The organism is Caulobacter sp. UC70_42 (assembly GCF_044056025.1).
Taxonomy (GTDB): Bacteria; Pseudomonadota; Alphaproteobacteria; order Caulobacterales; family Caulobacteraceae; genus Caulobacter.
Genome location: NZ_CP171994.1, coordinates 965,756 through 980,980, shown reverse-complemented (window position 1 = coordinate 980,980; position 15,225 = coordinate 965,756). Strand labels below are relative to the sequence as shown.

The following is a 15,225-nucleotide window of genomic DNA, read 5'->3' as shown; positions in this document are numbered from 1 at the left end:
CTACGATCTGGGAGGATCAGATGGCGGAACGGATCACCTCGCCCTTCGGGGCGAAGTCGACGGCGCGCGAGGTCGTCGCGGGCCATGACCTGTCGGGCAAGGTCGCCATCGTCACCGGCGCGGCCACCGGGATCGGCGTCGAGACGGCGCGGGCCCTGGCCCTGGCGGGCGCGGAGGTGATCATCGCCGCGCGCAAGCCGGAGCTGGGCGAGGCGGTCGCCAACCAGATCAACGAAGAGGTCGGCATGAAGCGGGCCAGCTTCGGGATGCTGGATCTTTCCAGTTTCGAGGCCATCCGCCACTTCGCTCACCGCTGGGGCGATCGCCGGCTGAACATCCTGATCAACAACGCCGGCGTGATGGCCTGCCCGCTGTCGCGCACGGTCGACGGCCTCGAGATGCAGATCGGCACGAACCATTTCGGCCATTTCCTGCTGTCGGTGCTGCTGGCCCCGAACCTGGTCGACGGCGCCGAGCACTCGGGCCACCGATCGCGGCTGGTGTCGCTGTCCTCGATCGGCCACCGTCGCTCGCCGGTCCATTTCGAGGACCCGAACTACCAGACCCGGTCCTACGACAAGTGGGAGGCCTACGGCCAGGCCAAGACGGCCAACAGCCTGTTCGCGGTCGGCTTTGACAAGCGGTTCAAGGACCAGGGCGTCAACGCCAACGCCGTCATGCCCGGCGGCATCATGACTCCGCTGCAGCGGCACATGACGCTGGACGAGCAGCGGGCCATGGGCTGGTTGGACGAGCACGACAAGCCGCGCGAGGGCTTCAAGAGCACCGAGCAGGGCGCGGCGACCAGCGTCTGGGCCGCGGTCGGCGACGAGCTGGACGGCGTCGGCGGGCTCTATCTGGAGGACTGCAACCAGGCCGTCCCATGGAGCCAGGAACACCCCTGGAACGGCGTCATGCCCCACGCCCTCGACCCCGACGCGGCCGACCGCTTGTGGGATCTGTCCGTCAAGACCACGGGCGCCGGCGCCTGATGGACGATCGTTCCGTCCTGCGCTTGGCCGGCGGGGCCACGATCATCGGCGCGGTGATCGACATCGTCGCGCCGTTCGTCATCTATCCGCATCTGGTCGAGCCTCAGCCGCACCTTGTCTACGTGGCCATCGATCTGCTGCTGATGTTCGGCATGTTGGGCGTCTGGTCGGCGAGCCGGCGCGCCGCGAGCCTTCTGGGCCTGGCCGGGTTCGTGCTGGCGCTGTTGGGCGTGATGCTGGTGCGGACCTCGTCGGCCAGGATGTTCGGCGAGGCCTCGTACATGATCGCCTCCAGCGTCTGGTCGATCGGCATGGTGGTCTGGGCTGTCGACCTGCTCCGGGCCAAGACGTTCCGCATCGCCGCCGGTCTGTGGATCGTCGCGCTCGTCATCGGCCTTGTCGGCGTCGCTCTGAAGGATCACGGTCCCGTCGCGCACGTGGCCAAGATGAGCTTTATCCTCGGCTTCATCGCCGCCGGCGTCGACCTGATCAAAGCGCGTGGAGAACCCGCATGAGCCAGCCCAATTCGCTTCGGGGCAAGACCCTCTTCGTCACCGGCGCCTCGCGCCGGCATAGGCCTGGCCATCGCGCTGCGCGCGGCGCGGGACGGAGCCAATATCGTCATCGCCGCCAAGACCGCCGAGGCGCATCCGAAGCTGCCGGGCACCATCTACACCGCGGCCAAGGCGATCGAGGACGCCGGCGGCCAGGCCCTGCCGCTGGTGGTCGACGTGCGCGAGGAGGCCAATGTCCAGGAGGCCGTCGAGAAGGCCGTCGCGCGGTTCGGCGGGATCGACATCTGCGTGAACAACGCCTCGGCCATCTCGCTGACCGGGACGCTGTCGACCGACATGAAGCGCTACGACCTGATGCACCAGATCAATACGCGCGGCACGTTCGTCACCTCGAAGGCCTGCATCCCCTATCTGAAGAAGGCCGAGAACCCGCACGTCCTGATGCTGTCGCCGCCGCTGGACATGTCGCCGCGCTGGTTCGGGCCGCACGTGGCCTACACCATGGCCAAGTTCGGCATGTCGATGTGCGTGCTGGGCATGGCGGAAGAGTTCAAGAGCGACGGTATCGCCTTCAACGCCCTGTGGCCGCGCACCGGCATCGCCACCGCCGCCATCCAGTTCGCCCTGGCCGGCGACGAGGGTCTCAAGCACTGCCGGACGGTCGAGATCATGGCCGACGCCGCCCACGCGATCTTCTGCAAGCCGTCGCGTGAGTTCTCGGGGAACTTCTTGATTGATGATAGTTTCCTGTACGACGAGGGCGTGCGGGACTTTGACCAGTACAAGGTCGATCCGGCCGCGACCCTGATGCCGGACTTCTTCGTGCCGGAGAGCAGCGCGCCGCCGCTGGGCGTGAAGATCGGCTAGCGCTTCTTCTTGGAGGTCGCCGCTTTCGCCGCGACCTCCAGCGACCTGCGCGACCATTCCAACAGGAGGTCCTGGTCGTCCAGCGCCTCGGCCGGGGCGGTCCAGTAGGCCATGGGCCTGTCGTGGCCGAAGGGCGCGAAGGCCTGTGAGCCGGCGGCCTCGAACGCGCCCTTCAGCGTCTCATCGCCCTTGAGGTAGAGGACGTCGTCGTCGATCAGCGCGAAGAACAGGCCGTTCGCGTAGACGCCGACTCCGCCGAACATCCGGCGCGCGGTGATCTGGCCCAGGGGGGCCAGTTGCTCCACAACGAAGTCCCGATAGTCCGCAGAGACCGCCATGTCCGTTTCCATTCGCTCGGCCACGCCCGCCGACGCCGCCCTGATCCACCAGTTCATCCTCGATCTGGCGGACTATGAAAAGCTGCTCGACACGGTGGAGGCGACGGAGGCCGATACGGCCGCGGCCCTGTTCGGTCCCAAGGCCCGCGCCTTCGCGGATATCGCCGAGCTCGACGGCCAGCCCGTCGGCTTCGCCCTGTGGTTCTACAACTACTCGACCTTCGTGGGCCGGCACGGGATCTATCTGGAGGATCTCTTCGTGCGGCCCTCGGCGCGGGGCGCGGGCGCGGGCAAGGCTCTGCTGGCCAACCTCGCCAAGCGCTGCGTCGACGAGGGTCTGGGCCGCCTGGAGTGGACGGTGCTCGACTGGAACGCCCCGTCGATCGCCTTCTATGACAGCCTCGGCGCGGCCGCGATGGGCGAATGGATCATCCGCCGGCTGACCGGCGACGGCATCCGCAAGCTGGCGGGACTCTAGAGTCTATTCCAGGCGGTCGGCCTTGCGCAGGTCGGGGAACAGAAAGGCCCAGAGGGCCGTCACCGCCATGGCCCCGACACCGCCGAACACCGCCGCGCCGATGGGACCCAGCAGCCAGGCCATGGCCCCGCTCTCGACCTCGCCCAGTTCGTTGGAGGCGCTGATGAACACGCCCGAGACGGCGGCGACGCGGCCGCGCATGGCGTCAGGGGTGACGATCTGGACCAGGGTCTGACGGACATAGACCGAAAGCATGTCGGCCCCGCCCAGCACGGCCAGGGCCCCGACCGAGAGCCATTCCAGCTTGGAGAGGCCGAACACCGCCGTCGCCAGGCCGAACACGGCCACGCCGGTGAACATGATCTTGCCGGCGTTGCGGCGGATCGGGTTGCTGGCCAGGTAGATCCCGACGAGCGAGGCGCCGATGGCCGGGGCCGCGCGCAACAGGCCGAAGCCGCCAGGGCCGATGTGCAGCACGTCCTTGGCGAACACCGGCAGCAGGGCCGTGGCCCCGCCCAGGATCACCGCGAACAGGTCCAGCGAGATCGAGCCGAAGACGATCTTGTTGTTCCAGACGTAGGACAGACCCTCCTTGATCAGCTCGACGCGCGAGCCGGGCTGCGTCTCCGGCCTGGTGTTCTTGCGGATCGCCAGGGCCAGCAGGGCGGCGGCCAGGTAGAGGCCCAGCGAGGCCCCGAAGGCCAGGGCCGGCGAGTGGATCAACAGCAGGCCGCCCAGCGCGGGGCCAATGATCGAGCCGCTCTGCCAGGACAGCGAGTTCCAGGCGATGGCGCGCGGCAAGAGCGGGCGCGGCACCAGCATCGGGCCCATGGCGCTGCTGGCGGGCGAGAGGAACGCGCGGCTGGCCCCGAACATCACGGAGACGGCGAAGATCGGCCACAACGCGTGCGAGCCCATCAGCGCCAGGACCAGCAATATGCTGGCGCTGATCGCGTCCAGGCACAGGGTGAGAGCGACGATCAACTTGCGGGTCCGTCGGTCGGCCGTCTCGCCGGCCACGAGGGTCAGCAGGAACAGCGGCACGAACTGGGCCAGGCCGATCATGCTGACCATGAAGGCCGACTCGCCCACCGAGTGGGTCAGGCGGGCGATGGCGTAGACCTGCCAGCCAAGGGCCACCGACTGGACCTGCACCCCCAGGGTGGAGACGAAACGCGCCACCCAGAAGAGGAGGAAGTCACGCTCCCGCAACAGGGCGCGGGTAGAGGTGTCGGGAACAGGGGGCGCGGGGGAGGCGAGGTCGGACATCGGCCCGCAACATAGGCCGCGCTTCGCGCACCGCAACGTTATTGACCTGAGAAAGGCTTGGCCCTACAGCGCGCGCATCTTTTGGAGGTTTAGGCGATGCGACGCCTGCGACGAATGACGCGCGAACGCGCCACGACCTGACGCCCTCCCGGTCGCGCCTTCGCGTCGGGAGCCCCCGACGCTCTTTCGCATTTCCCGAAGGCCGATGACCTCTCTTTCCAAGTTAGACGTTCAAAAGACCGTTCCGCCCGCGCCCGCCTATCCGCCCCTGGTCAACGAGACCCCGGCGATGGAGGCGGCGGTCACGCGCCTGATCGACCGGGTGTTCGGCCCCGGCCGCTTCGCCAAGTCGTCCGAGCGCTTGCGCGAGGGCAACACCCTGCTGGCCGACTGCTCGTTCGTGGCCCTGCGCGACGACAAGCCGGTCGGCTGCTGCCGCATGTGGCCGGTGACGATCGGCGGCGAGCCGGTCGCCTTCCTGGGGCCGCTGGCGGTGGATCCCGATGAGCGCAGCGCGGGCCTGGGCCAGGCCCTGGTCGAGCGCGCCGTGGAGGCCGCCCGCGCGGCCGGCTGGCGCGCGGTGCTGCTGGTCGGCGACGGTCCCTATTTCGGCCGGGTCGGCTTCACCAACGCCCATACGGCCGGCGTCGTCATGCCCGGCCCGGTGGATCAGCGCCGCGTGCTGCTGCTGCCGCTTAGGGAAGCCGGGGACGAAGGGCTTGCGGGCCTGGTCGAGATCGATCCGCGCGCTTGAGCGCCACTCTTGCTTGAGTGCGATGGCCTATGGGCCTAACTGATCCGTGATGACCGACGCATCTCCCAAGACCGGGCTGGACGGCGTCGCCCAGGCCGCCCAGATCGCGCAAGGCGGGGGCGCCGGCGGGCGCGGCCTGCCGCCGGTTCATCTATGGCATCCTGAGCACTGCGGCGAGATCGACATCCGCATTCGCAAGGACGGGGTCTGGTTCCACGAGGGCTCGCCGATCGGCCGGGAGGCCCTGGTGCGGCTGTTCTCGACCGTGCTGCGACTCGATCCCGGACGGCTATCACCTGGTCACGCCCGTCGAGAAGATGAGGATCACGGTCGAGGACGCGCCGTTCATCGCCACCCGCGTCGACCGCATCCAAAAGGACGATGGGCGCGATGCGCTGGTCTTCCAGACCAATGTCGGCGACACGCTCGAGGCGGGGCCGGACAATGCCATCCGCGTCGAGATCGATCCGGACAGCGGCGAGCCGCGTCCCTATGTCCACGTCCGGCGCGGCCTTGAAGCGCTGATCGCCCGGCCGGTGTTCTACGAATTGGCCGAGATGGCGCGCGAACAGGATGGCGTCTGGGGCGTCGGCTCGAACGGCGCGTTCTTCCCGATCGCGCCGCCGGGAGCCGTCGCGGCATGACGCACCCGGACATGACGCGGGAAGAACGCCGCGCCTGGATCACCAGCCGCCTGCATCCGATCTCGGACTACGACCCCAGCCTCGCCAATCCGAAGAAGTCCGACTACGACCTCAACCCCGGCCTCAAGGTCGACAATCCGCACGCCCTGCGTCCGGCCGCCGTGCTGGTGGGGCTGATCGAGCACGAGGACGGGCTGACGGTCCTGCTGACCCGCCGCTCCGACACCCTGCGCAGCCACACCGGCCAGATCGCCTTTCCCGGCGGTCGCTGCGATCCGGGCGAGACGCCCTGGCAGACGGCCCTGCGCGAGGCCCAGGAAGAGGTGAACCTCGACCCGGCGCTGGTGACCGTGGCGGGCTTGCTGCATGGCTACCAGACCGTGACCGGTTTCCACGTGACCCCGGTGGTGGGCTTCATCGACCCGAAGGCGACCTTCGTCGCCAGTCCCGAGGAGGTGGCCGACGTCTTCGAGACGCCGTTTGCCTTCCTGATGGACCCAATCAACCATCAGCGGCAGTCGCGTGAGGCGCCGGACGGGGCGCGGCGTCATTTCTATGCCATGCCCTGGAACGACCGGTTCATATGGGGCGCGACGGCCGGGATGCTCCGGTCGTTGTACGAGGCGCTTTACGACGAAAGCGGACGGGCGCCCTCCGAATAGGGTGTTTCGCATCTGGCGAAGCCAGGGTCTCCTGGCCTAACAATGTCGCCCCATTCAAGGGGCGAAGCGCGTGCTGTGGGGAGACAGGCGTTGAGCACTGAAACGATCGATGTTCAGCCGTGGATGGCGCTACCTGAAACAAGGGCGGTCTTCGCCGCCCTGGAGGCGCGCGGCTATCCGGGCTGCGCGCGCTTCGTCGGCGGGTGCGTGCGCAACGCGGTGATGGGCAAGCCCATAGACGACATCGACATCGCCACCACCCTGACGCCGGACCTGATCATCGACGCCCTGGAGCAGGCCGGCCTGCGCGCCATTCCGACCGGCGTCGACCATGGCACGATCACGGCGTTGTCGGGCGGCCGGCCCTATGAGATCACCACCTTGCGCAAGGACGTCTCGACTGACGGCCGCCGGGCGGTGGTGGCCTTCACCCAGGACTGGGGTCAGGACGCCGAGCGTCGCGATTTCCGCTTCAACGCCCTTTACGCGGACCTGGAAGGGCGGCTCTACGACCCGACGGGCGAGGGGATCAAGGACGCCCACGAGGGCCGGGTGGTGTTCGTCGGCGATCCGATGACCCGCATCCGCGAGGACTATCTGCGCATCCTGCGCTTCTTCCGGTTCCAGGCCTGGTACGGCAAGGGGGAGGCCGACCAGAAGGCCCTGGCGGCCTGCAAGGCGCTGAAGGGCATGGTCTCGGGCCGCGCCGCCGAGCGCACTCAGAAGGAACTGATGAAGATGCTGGCCGCGGACGACCCGCGTCCGGCCCTGCGCCTGATGGCGGCGACCAGCGTGCTGTCCTCGATCCTGCCGCAGGTGAAGTCTCTGGCCCGCTTCGAGGCCCTGGTCGCCATTGAGACCGAGCAGTTGTTCGAGAACGACCCGGACCTGCGCCTGGCGGCCCTGATCCCGGACGATCCCAAGCAGGCCGCCGACCTGGCCGAGCGTCTGCGCCTGCCCAACAATGTCCGTGATCGGATCGTCGACGCTGTAGGCAGAGTTCCGCGCGTCGTCTCGTGGATGAGCCCGCGTGAAGCGCGGCGCGCCGTCTACGGCCTGGGCGTGCGCGCCTTCAGCGACCGGATCAAGCTGGCCTGGGCCGGATCGGGCCGCGACTCCACCGCTCCTCAATGGCGGGCCCTGCTGGCCCTGGCGGAGACCTGGAGCCCGCCGGCCTTCCCGCTGTCGGGCGACGAGATCATGCAGGCGGGCGTGCCCAAGGGGCCGATGGTCGGCGAGGTGATGCGCGAGATCGAGATCTGGTGGATCGACCAGGACTTCATCGAGGATAAGTTCAGCGCTATCGAGCGACTGAAGGCGGTCGCGCAAGGTATGGTCTATTAGCGTCCAAGGTTCGGAGGGGTGTCTTGAAGATCGGCCTGCTCGAGACCGGCAATCCGCCGGGCGACCTCGCGGAGACCCATGGCAGTTATTCGGCGATGTTCGAGGCGCTGCTGGGTCCCGAGCACAGCTACCGCGTCTACGACGTCCAGAAAGGCGAGCTGCCCGCCGATCCGGCCGAGAACGACGCCTATGTCATCACCGGCTCGGCGGTCGGGGTCTATGACCCGCTGCCGTGGATCGAGCCGCTGAAGGCCTTTCTGCGCGAGGCCAAGGGCGAGCAGCCGATGGTCGGCGTGTGCTTCGGTCACCAGATCATGGCCGAGGCGTTCGGCGGCAAGGCCGAGAAGTCAGACAAGGGCTGGGGCGTGGGCCTGCAGGCCTACGAGGTCTCGGACCGCGCGCCGTGGATGGACGATGTCCGCCACGTGGCCGTGCCCGGCTCGCACCAGGACCAGGTGACGGCCCTGCCGCCCGGCGCGCGGGTGCTGGCCGGCAGCGCGTTCACGCCGTACGGCATCCTGGCCTATGACGACGCACGGGCGATCTCGATGCAGTTCCATCCCGAATTCTCGCCGGCCTACGCCACGGCGCTGATCGAGGCGCGGCGTGGCACGCGTTTCACCGACGAGCAGGCCGACGCGGCCATCGCCAGCCTGGGCGCCGACAACGACCAGACGCGCATGGCCGAATGGATCATTGGTTTCCTGAAGCAGGAAACCCAAGGCTAAGCAGGCGCGTTCCTCCCGCGGTGAAATCCGGGAGGTCCGTCCATGCGTATCGCTACTGTCGTGATCCTGGCCGGAACCCTGGCCGCAGCCGGCGCGGTCGTCGCCAGCGTCCAGGCCGCGCCCGAAGCCAAGTCGACCCCGGCGCCCGTCGCGCTGAAGTCCGCCGCCAGCTTCCAGTCGATCAAGGACCCGGCCGCGCGGTCGGTCGCCCTGTTCCAGGAGGCGGGCAAGGTGATCCAGAGCCCGCGCTGCCTGAACTGTCACCCCGTCCAGCGCGCCCCGACGCAGGGCGACAACCTGCATCCGCACGATCCGCCCATGGTCGCTGGCGACAGCGGCCATGGGCCAGCGGGCATGCCGTGCTTCTCGTGCCATACGGCGGCCAACGTCCCGACCTGGGGCGCGGACATCAAGAGCATCCCCGGTGATCCGAAATGGGCCCTGGCCCCCGCCGAGATGGCCTGGCAGGGCAAGTCGCTGGGCCAGATCTGCGCCCAGATCAAAAATCCCTGAACCAACGGCGGCAAGTCCATGGCCGAGCTGCATCATCACATGGCGCAGGATCACCTGGTCGGCTGGGCCTGGAACCCGGGCGCCGGACGGATCCCGGCCCCCGGCACGCAGGCGCAGTTCGGCGAGCTGATCAAGGCGTGGATAGACACCGGCGCCAAGTGCCCCAAGCCCGCCTAGGGCCGTCTTGAATCCAGGCTAGCCAGATAGGCGGCGAACATGTCGGCCATGGCGTCGGCATGGGCCGTGATCTCGGCGTCCGTCCGGGGTGCCTCCGAGAAGGCCTTGGCGACCTCCTTCAGCGTCAGGGTGATCAGGTCGCCGGCCTGGACGCGGATCGCCTCTGCGGCGTCCGGCAGCGCCTCGCGCATGAAGTCGCGGATGGTGTCGGTTCCCGACACCCGCGCTTCCTGGGCCTCGGGCGCGTCGCGATAGAGGGGCGCGGCGTCGTTCAGCGCCGTGCGCATTGTCGCCTCCTCGCACTCCGACCGAACGAAGGCATGGACCAGGGCGCGCAGGCGCTCCAGCGGCGGCCTGGCGCTATCCTCCAGGATGGCGCGCAGCAGGTCGGTGGTCTGCGCGCCATTCGTCGCTCTGCAGCCGGAACAGGATCGCCGCCTTGTTCGGGAAATACTGGTAGACCGAACCGACGCTGACCCCGGCCTTGTCGGCGACCCGAGCGGTGGTGAAACGCGCCGCGCCCTCCTTGGTCAGAACCTGAACAGCCGCCTCCAGGATCGCCGCCACCAACTCGGTCGATCGGGCCTGCTTGGGCTGCTTTCGCGAGGAAATCCGGGGGCTTGGGTGATCGGGCATCGGGGCGTCCAGCAACGCGACTAGGAAACCTGACGAATTAGTCGCATTTCTGAGGTCGGCGCAACACCGCGCTTTGGGAGACCTCCATGAACACCCTGAACAAGCTTGGGCCCCTGCTGGGCCGTCTGTTCGATTTGAGCGACACGGCGCGCCCCGTCTTCTCCGGCGTGCCCGCCGCCGAGCGCGAGCGGTTGATGCGCAGCAAGACCGAATATCTCGACATCTACGGCGCCCTGAAGGAATTCCCGCTGGCGGTGTCGCGCGAGACCGGCGCGCTGCTCTACATGCTGGCGCGATCGATCGGCGCGAAGACGATTGTCGAATTCGGGACCTCGTTCGGCGTCTCGACCCTGCACCTGGCCGCGGCCCTGCGCGACAATTGGGGGCACGGGGGTGGCGGCCGGCTGATCACCACCGAGTTCGAGGCCTTCAAGGCCGAGCGCGCCCAAGAGCACCTGGTGGCCGGCGGCCTGCTGGACCTGGTCGAGATCCGCCTGGGCGATGCGCTGCAGACCCTGGCCGTCGACCTGCCGGAGACGATCGACCTCGTCCTGCTGGACGGCGCCAAGGCGCTCTATCCGGACATCCTCGGTCTGCTGGAAAGCCGCCTGCGGCCGGGCGCGTTGATCATAGCCGACAACGCCGACTACGCGCCGGACTATCTGGCGCGCGTGCGGTCGACCGAGGCTGGCTACCTGTCCGTGCCGTTCGGCGAGGATGTCGAGCTGTCGATGCGGCTCTGAACGGGCCACAGCAGCACGATCGCCGTCAGGACGAGGTGCGCCCCGGCCGAGAGCCAGGGCGACCCGTCCGGACGGGCCGCGTCGATGGTGACTGCGCCGTCGAGCAAGGTGTTGGTCAGGTTCCAGCCCCAGTGCAGGCCGACAGCGGCCCAGAGGGTCTTCCAGCGCCAGGCCGCGGCCGCGTAGGCCAGGCCGAAGCAGAAAATCCGCATCCAGGCCAACGGCCCGTCGCCCAGTCGGTAGATGTGGTTCAGCAGATAGATGGCGCTGCTGGCCAAGACGAAGGCCGGGCCGGTCCAGGTGACGCCCGAGGCCTTCAGCCAGAAGCCGCGGGTCAGAATGTCCTCGGCAATCGAGGCGACGAAGGTCGACAGCGCCGCGCCGGCGACCATGCCGATCCAGAAAATCGGTGTGTGCGAGGCGGGCGGCGAACCGAAGACGAAGGTTCCGTTGGCCAGCCCCCAGAAGATCGCGGCGAGCCGCGCCAGGGCGGCCAGCAGAATGCCGACCAGAACCAGCCGCGCCCAACCCGGCTTGAAGTCGAGGGCGTAGGCGTCATAGCCGCGATAACCCAGCAGCCAGCGCCCGATGGGCCAAGCCGCCAGCAGCGCGGCGATCATCAGCACCGCCTGAAGAGCGGGGCTGTGCAGCCAGAGCATTCCTACGCCCTCGGCCGATTGGTAGAGGGCGAACAGGATGACGAAAGCCGCGATCCGGCGGCCGACGGGCGCTGCGTCTAAGGCCATTTCACGGCTGGCGGCATCGAGCTGAGGATCGACTCGACATTGCCGCCGGTCTTGAGCCCGAACATCGTGCCGCGGTCGTAGAGCAGATTGAACTCGACATAGCGGCCGCGCTGGACCAGCTGCTGTTCGCGCTCGTCGGCGCTCCAGGCCTCGCCCATCCGGCGGCGGACCAGGGTCGGATAGATCTCCAGGAACGCCCGGCCGACATCTTGAGTGAAGGCGAAGTCCCGCTGCCAGTCGCCGCTGTCGTGGTGATCGTAGAAGATGCCGCCGATACCGCGCGGTTCGTTACGGTGGGGCAGGAAGAAGTACTCGTCGCACCAGGCCTTGTACTTGGCGTACCAGTCCGGATCGTGCTTGTCGCAGGCCCGCTGATAGGCGGCGTGGAAGTCGATGGCGTCCGGGAAGTCCTGCTGGCGCTGATAGCCGAGCAGGGGCGTGAGATCCCCGCCGCCGCCGAACCAGCTCCTGGTCGTGGCGATGAAGCGGGTGTTCATGTGCACGGCCGGCACGCGTGGATTGGTCATGTGCGCGATCAGGCTGATGCCGGTGGCGAAGAACCGCGGGTCCTCGGCCGCGCCCGGCATGTTCTTCGCCATCTCGGGCGTGAAGGTCCCGTGCACCGTCGAGACGTGGACGCCGACCTTCTCGAACAGGCGGCCGTGCATCATGCCCATGACGCCGCCGCCGCCGGCCTCCCGGTTCCAGGGCTTCTTCTCGAAGCGGCCGGGCGCGCCTGGGTAGAGATCGGCGGGCGCCTCGTCCTCCAGGCGTTCGAATTGCGCGCAGATCTGGTCGCGCAGGCTTTCGAACCAGGCGCGGGCCCTGACCTTCTTGTCGTCGAGGGCCAGAATTTCGAGATCTTGGTCGGTGCTCATGTCGTCCGATTAAGCCGCCGCGCGCCGCCGCGCAAATCGGTCATGGCGATATTCGACAAGAACGGCGCGGCGGCCCCATATAGATCAAGGTCTCAGCGCCTTCCGGAGTTCGCCCATGCCCGCCGCCGCCAAGTCCTCGGCCGATGTCTGGATCGCCTCGGGCGTCCGCACCCCGTTCGCCAAGGTCGACGGGCCGCTGGCGTCCTACGACGCGATCGAGCTTTCCGTGCCAGTCGTGAAGGCGATGCTGGCGAAAGGGGCGCGGCCTGATTTCGCGGTCTGGGGCACGGTCATTCCGAACCTGACCTGGAGCAACCTGGCGCGAGAGGTCTTGCTGGACGCCGGGGCCGACCCGACCATTCCGGCCTTCTCCACGATCATGGCCTGCTCGACCAGCATGATCGGCGCGATCGAGGCGGCCGGCATGATCGACGGGCGCGGTCGAGACCTCGCCTTGGTCGGCGGCGTCGAGAGCATGAGCCGGGTGCAGATCGGCCTTTCGGTCGCCCTCTCGGATTGGATCCGCAAGTTCCAGGGCGCCAAGACCGGCGGCCAGCGCCTCCAGGCCCTGGGCGCGCTGAACCTGAAGGACGTGAAGCTGTTCATTCCCAAGGTCGCCAACCGGGTCACGGGCCTGTCGATGGGCGAGCACACCGAGATCACCGCCAAGGAATGGGGCCTGTCGCGCGCCGACCAGGACGCTATCGCCTTCGCCAGCCACCAGGGCGCGGTGAAGGGCTGGGAGGAAGGTTTCTTCGACGACCTGGTCATCCCGATCGGCGGCGCCAAGCGCGACACCATCCCGCGCAAGGACTCGACGCTGGAGAAGCTGGCCAAGTTGGGGCCGGCCTTCGACAAGACCAGCGGCAAGGGCACGCTGACGGCCGGCAACTCCTCGCCCCTGACCGACGGGGCCGCGGCGATCTGGGTCGGCTCCGAGGCCGGCATGGCTCGCCTGCCGTCAGAGACCCCGAAGGTGAAGATCGTCGATCACGAAGTCACGTCGATAGACCTGCGGCACGAGGGCCTGCTGATGGCCCCCGCCTATGGCGTGCCGCGCATGCTGGCCCGCAACGGCATGACCTATGCCGATGTCGGGCTGTGGGAGATCCACGAGGCCTTCGCCGCCCAGGTGCTGTCGCACATCGCGGCGTGGGAAAGCGCCAAGTTTCTGAGCGACAAGGCCGGCGTCACTGCGCCGATGGGCGCGTTCCCGCGCGATCGCATGAACCCGTTCGGCGGCTCGCTGGCGCTGGGTCACCCGTTCGGGGCGACCGGAGCGCGGATTCTCAGCCAGGCGGTGAAGGAGCTGGCCGCCCGTCCGAAGGGCGAGCGCGCGATCGTCAGCATCTGCGCCGACGGCGGCCAGGGCACGATGATGCTGCTGGAGAGCGCGTAAGCGCGACAGCCAAAAGTGGACGCCGGTTTTGGCGCCCGTTGCGCGTCAACAAAAAGCCTAGGTCAGGGCCGTGAAGATCAGGGCCACGACGGCGACGTCGAAGATGCGGATGGCGACGGACAGCATGCGAAAACCCGTGGGCGATGAACTCGCCAACGCATAAGCAAGACGGGCGCCAACCCCACGGTTCCCGCTAATGGCTCTGTTCTTCGACGCCGCCTGGTACGACGACCGTCTCGCCGAGCGCGGTCTTTCCCGTACGATCCTGGCCGCCGCGGCCGGTATGACCGAGGCCGATCTGGCGCTGGCCTTCAAAGATCAGCGCGAGTTGTCGATGCGGGAAGTGTCTGTCTTCGCTGAGCTTTTGGGCGTTTCGCCGGCGGAGGCCGCGTCCCGCGCCGGCGTGCGGCCGCCACCGGCCAGCGACGCCCAGCGCCTCGCGGCGCTGGAGGCGCGGGTCGCCGCGCTCGAGGCCGAGCTGGCGCGCCTGAAAGGCTAGATCTTGGTCTTCTTCAACAGGCCCGTTGGGGGACGGCGATCGGCCGGACCGGAATATTCGGTCCCGAGATAGGTCGATCTGGCCGTATCGAGCACTTCCTGCCCACCACGCAGGCCGCGTTTCTGTCCGGACTGGCCCATGACGTGCGCGGCGAAGGCGGCGAAGCCTCCCCGGCGCGGCGGGGGTTCCTGACGCGGTGGGGGGGCGTCTTCCTCCACGACGAACACGACCTCTTCTTCGGCCTCCGGACGCTCGCCATCGCGCGGCGCCGGCAAGGCGCGGCGCGCGGGACCAGGGCGTCGAAGAGGATCGATCGGGCCGCTCATGGTGAAGAGCCTAGAAGCCGGACGGTTAAGAACGGCTGGAGCGTCTTGGTTAAGACTTGTTCGCCAGTTTGGCCAACTGCTCCTGCATCGCCTCCATCTGGCGCTTCAGGTCCGCGAGGGAGTCGTCGCCGGCGGGAGCGGGCGGGGGTGTCGGCTGAGGCTCCGCGGGCGCCGCGCCGCCGTCTTCTGGGCGCACATAGGCGAACGGCGAGAACATCTTCATGGCCCGGTCAAACAGAGCCATGTTCTGGCGGATCTGTTCTTCATAGACGCCCATGCCGGGGATCTTGCCGGGGGCCAGGCCCGCGAACTGTCCGCGCATGCGTTCCTGCTGCTTGGAGAAGCTTTCCAGCGACATCTCCAGGTACGACGGCAGGAAGGCCTGCATCGAGTTGCCGTAGAAGCCGATCAGCTGACGCAGGAACTGGATGGGCAGCAGGTTCTGGCCGCCGCCGCGGTTCTCTTCCTCGAAGATGATCTGGGTCAGGACCGAGCGGGTGATGTCGTCATTGGTCTTGGCGTCATAGACCACGAAGTCGACGCCCTCCTTCACCATGTCCGACAGGTGTTCGAGGGTCACGTAGGACGACGAGGCCGTATTGTAGAGACGACGGTTGGCGTACTTCTTGATGATGACGCGCTGGCCCGCCGCCTTCTCGGCGCCCGCCTTTTCGGTGTTGGCGGCCGTTTCGCCTTTTTCAGGGTTCTCGGACATTT

Annotated in this window: 22 protein-coding genes and 2 pseudogenes; 15 read left to right on the top strand and 9 right to left on the bottom strand. The window is 68.0% G+C overall.

The annotated features are described in order from the left end of the window. Positions 1–20: 20 nt before the first annotated feature. From ACHMW8_RS05085 to ACHMW8_RS05075, 3 genes and pseudogenes are all read left to right on the top strand, one after another. Positions 21–992: an SDR family NAD(P)-dependent oxidoreductase gene (locus ACHMW8_RS05085; RefSeq protein WP_395444935.1), complete on the top strand. Its 972-nt coding sequence runs from the start codon at positions 21–23 to the stop codon at positions 990–992. After that, a complete protein-coding gene (locus tag ACHMW8_RS05080) occupies positions 992–1,507 on the top strand; it encodes a hypothetical protein (RefSeq protein WP_395444934.1) in 516 nt (171 codons plus the stop codon). Before ACHMW8_RS05085 ends, ACHMW8_RS05080 begins: the two co-directional genes overlap by 1 nt. Then, positions 1,504–2,374: pseudogene (locus ACHMW8_RS05075) on the top strand (SDR family oxidoreductase). The gene ACHMW8_RS05080 and the pseudogene ACHMW8_RS05075 overlap by 4 nt, the downstream one beginning before the upstream one ends. On the opposite strand, the gene ACHMW8_RS05070 reads toward ACHMW8_RS05075, so the two are convergent. Continuing rightward, positions 2,371–2,712 (bottom strand): TfoX/Sxy family protein, encoded by a 342-nt coding sequence (locus ACHMW8_RS05070; RefSeq protein WP_199743335.1) that lies wholly within the window; start codon positions 2,710–2,712, stop codon positions 2,371–2,373. The pseudogene ACHMW8_RS05075 and the gene ACHMW8_RS05070 overlap by 4 nt on opposite strands. Here ACHMW8_RS05070 and ACHMW8_RS05065 point away from each other — a divergent pair. Continuing rightward, positions 2,711–3,190 carry a GNAT family N-acetyltransferase gene (locus tag ACHMW8_RS05065; protein ID WP_395444933.1) on the top strand — a complete coding sequence of 160 codons (480 nt, stop codon included), beginning with the start codon at positions 2,711–2,713 and terminating at the stop codon, positions 3,188–3,190. The genes ACHMW8_RS05070 and ACHMW8_RS05065 overlap by 2 nt on opposite strands. A 3-nt stretch (positions 3,191–3,193) precedes the next feature. Here the strand turns inward: ACHMW8_RS05065 and ACHMW8_RS05060 are convergent, their stop codons facing one another. Continuing rightward, a complete protein-coding gene (locus tag ACHMW8_RS05060) occupies positions 3,194–4,459 on the bottom strand; it encodes an MFS transporter (protein ID WP_125155116.1) in 1,266 nt (421 codons plus the stop codon). 96 nt (positions 4,460–4,555) lie between these two features. Between ACHMW8_RS05060 and ACHMW8_RS05055 the strand changes: the two genes are divergently transcribed. The 8 genes and pseudogenes from ACHMW8_RS05055 (at position 4,556) to ACHMW8_RS05020 (ending at position 9,281) form a co-directional block, all read left to right on the top strand. After that, complete coding sequence (locus ACHMW8_RS05055; RefSeq protein ID WP_395445901.1) at positions 4,556–4,600, top strand: hypothetical protein; 45 nt, start codon at positions 4,556–4,558, stop codon at positions 4,598–4,600. A gap of 64 nt (positions 4,601–4,664) precedes the next feature. Continuing rightward, entirely contained in the window at positions 4,665–5,213 is a 549-nt protein-coding gene (locus ACHMW8_RS05050; RefSeq protein ID WP_395444932.1) for a GNAT family N-acetyltransferase, read from the top strand. Positions 5,214–5,262: 49 nt separating this feature from the next. Then, positions 5,263–5,857: pseudogene (locus tag ACHMW8_RS05045) on the top strand (DUF1285 domain-containing protein). 11 nt (positions 5,858–5,868) lie between these two features. Then, positions 5,869–6,519: a CoA pyrophosphatase gene (locus tag ACHMW8_RS05040; RefSeq protein WP_125155814.1), complete on the top strand. Its 651-nt coding sequence runs from the start codon at positions 5,869–5,871 to the stop codon at positions 6,517–6,519. A gap of 123 nt (positions 6,520–6,642) precedes the next feature. Beyond that, a complete protein-coding gene (locus ACHMW8_RS05035; protein WP_395445900.1) occupies positions 6,643–7,863 on the top strand; it encodes a CCA tRNA nucleotidyltransferase in 1,221 nt (406 codons plus the stop codon). Positions 7,864–7,886: 23 nt separating this feature from the next. Then, the gene (locus tag ACHMW8_RS05030; RefSeq protein ID WP_125155120.1) at positions 7,887–8,591 is read left to right on the top strand and encodes a type 1 glutamine amidotransferase; all 705 of its coding nucleotides are present in this window, start codon (positions 7,887–7,889) and stop codon (positions 8,589–8,591) included. A gap of 42 nt (positions 8,592–8,633) precedes the next feature. Next, the gene (locus ACHMW8_RS05025) at positions 8,634–9,104 is read left to right on the top strand and encodes an Isoquinoline 1-oxidoreductase subunit (protein WP_395444931.1); all 471 of its coding nucleotides are present in this window, start codon (positions 8,634–8,636) and stop codon (positions 9,102–9,104) included. Between the two features lie 18 nt (positions 9,105–9,122). Then, on the top strand, positions 9,123–9,281 hold the full coding sequence (locus ACHMW8_RS05020; protein ID WP_395444930.1) for a hypothetical protein: 159 nt from the start codon (positions 9,123–9,125) through the stop codon (positions 9,279–9,281). On the opposite strand, the gene ACHMW8_RS05015 is transcribed toward ACHMW8_RS05020, so the two are convergent. Both ACHMW8_RS05015 and ACHMW8_RS05010 read right to left on the bottom strand, forming a co-directional pair. Beyond that, on the bottom strand, positions 9,278–9,610 hold the full coding sequence (locus ACHMW8_RS05015; protein ID WP_395445899.1) for a hypothetical protein: 333 nt from the start codon (positions 9,608–9,610) through the stop codon (positions 9,278–9,280). The genes ACHMW8_RS05020 and ACHMW8_RS05015 overlap by 4 nt on opposite strands. A gap of 31 nt (positions 9,611–9,641) precedes the next feature. Beyond that, positions 9,642–9,917 (bottom strand): helix-turn-helix domain-containing protein, encoded by a 276-nt coding sequence (locus ACHMW8_RS05010; protein WP_395444929.1) that lies wholly within the window; start codon positions 9,915–9,917, stop codon positions 9,642–9,644. An 86-nt stretch (positions 9,918–10,003) separates the two neighbouring features. Here ACHMW8_RS05010 and ACHMW8_RS05005 point away from each other — a divergent pair, with 86 nt between their 5' ends. Further along, positions 10,004–10,660: an O-methyltransferase gene (locus tag ACHMW8_RS05005; protein WP_395444928.1), complete on the top strand. Its 657-nt coding sequence runs from the start codon at positions 10,004–10,006 to the stop codon at positions 10,658–10,660. Here the strand turns inward: ACHMW8_RS05005 and ACHMW8_RS05000 are convergent. Beyond that, on the bottom strand, positions 10,609–11,406 hold the full coding sequence (locus ACHMW8_RS05000) for a lysostaphin resistance A-like protein (RefSeq protein ID WP_395444927.1): 798 nt from the start codon (positions 11,404–11,406) through the stop codon (positions 10,609–10,611). The two genes, ACHMW8_RS05005 and ACHMW8_RS05000, sit on opposite strands and share 52 nt — an antisense overlap. Beyond that, positions 11,397–12,284 carry an oxygen-dependent coproporphyrinogen oxidase gene (gene hemF, locus ACHMW8_RS04995; RefSeq protein WP_395444926.1) on the bottom strand — a complete coding sequence of 296 codons (888 nt, stop codon included), beginning with the start codon at positions 12,282–12,284 and terminating at the stop codon, positions 11,397–11,399. The genes ACHMW8_RS05000 and hemF overlap by 10 nt, the downstream gene beginning before the upstream one ends. A 115-nt stretch (positions 12,285–12,399) precedes the next feature. On the opposite strand from hemF, the gene ACHMW8_RS04990 reads away from it, so the two are divergent. Further along, entirely contained in the window at positions 12,400–13,683 is a 1,284-nt protein-coding gene (locus ACHMW8_RS04990; RefSeq protein ID WP_125155125.1) for an acetyl-CoA C-acyltransferase, read from the top strand. 57 nt (positions 13,684–13,740) lie between these two features. On the opposite strand, the gene ACHMW8_RS04985 is transcribed toward ACHMW8_RS04990, so the two are convergent. After that, positions 13,741–13,806: a hypothetical protein gene (locus tag ACHMW8_RS04985; protein WP_125155815.1), complete on the bottom strand. Its 66-nt coding sequence runs from the start codon at positions 13,804–13,806 to the stop codon at positions 13,741–13,743. 73 nt (positions 13,807–13,879) lie between these two features. On the opposite strand from ACHMW8_RS04985, the gene ACHMW8_RS04980 reads away from it, so the two are divergent. Then, a complete protein-coding gene (locus ACHMW8_RS04980) occupies positions 13,880–14,182 on the top strand; it encodes a helix-turn-helix domain-containing protein (protein ID WP_125155126.1) in 303 nt (100 codons plus the stop codon). On the opposite strand, the gene ACHMW8_RS04975 is transcribed toward ACHMW8_RS04980, so the two are convergent. Beyond that, on the bottom strand, positions 14,179–14,508 hold the full coding sequence (locus ACHMW8_RS04975) for a hypothetical protein (RefSeq protein ID WP_125155127.1): 330 nt from the start codon (positions 14,506–14,508) through the stop codon (positions 14,179–14,181). The two genes, ACHMW8_RS04980 and ACHMW8_RS04975, sit on opposite strands and share 4 nt — an antisense overlap. A gap of 49 nt (positions 14,509–14,557) precedes the next feature. After that, entirely contained in the window at positions 14,558–15,223 is a 666-nt protein-coding gene (gene phaR / locus ACHMW8_RS04970; RefSeq protein ID WP_125155128.1) for a polyhydroxyalkanoate synthesis repressor PhaR, read from the bottom strand. Positions 15,224–15,225 lie beyond the last annotated feature (2 nt).

What these genes read in the sequence shown, in the direction of transcription:
- ACHMW8_RS05005 (WP_395444928.1), top strand. Translation starts at nt 10,004, where the DNA reads ATGAACACCCTGAACAAGCTTGGGCCCCTGCTGGGCCGTCTGTTCGAT.
- ACHMW8_RS05040 (WP_125155814.1), top strand. Translation starts at nt 5,869, where the DNA reads ATGACGCGGGAAGAACGCCGCGCCTGGATCACCAGCCGCCTGCATCCG.
- hemF (WP_395444926.1), bottom strand. Translation starts at nt 12,284, where the DNA reads ATGAGCACCGACCAAGATCTCGAAATTCTGGCCCTCGACGACAAGAAG.
- ACHMW8_RS04975 (WP_125155127.1), bottom strand. Translation starts at nt 14,508, where the DNA reads ATGAGCGGCCCGATCGATCCTCTTCGACGCCCTGGTCCCGCGCGCCGC.
- phaR (WP_125155128.1), bottom strand. Translation starts at nt 15,223, where the DNA reads ATGTCCGAGAACCCTGAAAAAGGCGAAACGGCCGCCAACACCGAAAAG.
- ACHMW8_RS05035 (WP_395445900.1), top strand. Translation starts at nt 6,643, where the DNA reads ATGGCGCTACCTGAAACAAGGGCGGTCTTCGCCGCCCTGGAGGCGCGC.
- ACHMW8_RS05020 (WP_395444930.1), top strand. Translation starts at nt 9,123, where the DNA reads ATGGCCGAGCTGCATCATCACATGGCGCAGGATCACCTGGTCGGCTGG.
- ACHMW8_RS04990 (WP_125155125.1), top strand. Translation starts at nt 12,400, where the DNA reads ATGCCCGCCGCCGCCAAGTCCTCGGCCGATGTCTGGATCGCCTCGGGC.
- ACHMW8_RS05060 (WP_125155116.1), bottom strand. Translation starts at nt 4,459, where the DNA reads ATGTCCGACCTCGCCTCCCCCGCGCCCCCTGTTCCCGACACCTCTACC.
- ACHMW8_RS05065 (WP_395444933.1), top strand. Translation starts at nt 2,711, where the DNA reads ATGTCCGTTTCCATTCGCTCGGCCACGCCCGCCGACGCCGCCCTGATC.
- ACHMW8_RS05000 (WP_395444927.1), bottom strand. Translation starts at nt 11,406, where the DNA reads ATGGCCTTAGACGCAGCGCCCGTCGGCCGCCGGATCGCGGCTTTCGTC.
- ACHMW8_RS04980 (WP_125155126.1), top strand. Translation starts at nt 13,880, where the DNA reads ATGGCTCTGTTCTTCGACGCCGCCTGGTACGACGACCGTCTCGCCGAG.
- ACHMW8_RS05010 (WP_395444929.1), bottom strand. Translation starts at nt 9,917, where the DNA reads ATGCCCGATCACCCAAGCCCCCGGATTTCCTCGCGAAAGCAGCCCAAG.
- ACHMW8_RS05085 (WP_395444935.1), top strand. Translation starts at nt 21, where the DNA reads ATGGCGGAACGGATCACCTCGCCCTTCGGGGCGAAGTCGACGGCGCGC.
- ACHMW8_RS05025 (WP_395444931.1), top strand. Translation starts at nt 8,634, where the DNA reads ATGCGTATCGCTACTGTCGTGATCCTGGCCGGAACCCTGGCCGCAGCC.
- ACHMW8_RS05080 (WP_395444934.1), top strand. Translation starts at nt 992, where the DNA reads ATGGACGATCGTTCCGTCCTGCGCTTGGCCGGCGGGGCCACGATCATC.
- ACHMW8_RS05050 (WP_395444932.1), top strand. Translation starts at nt 4,665, where the DNA reads ATGACCTCTCTTTCCAAGTTAGACGTTCAAAAGACCGTTCCGCCCGCG.
- ACHMW8_RS05070 (WP_199743335.1), bottom strand. Translation starts at nt 2,712, where the DNA reads ATGGCGGTCTCTGCGGACTATCGGGACTTCGTTGTGGAGCAACTGGCC.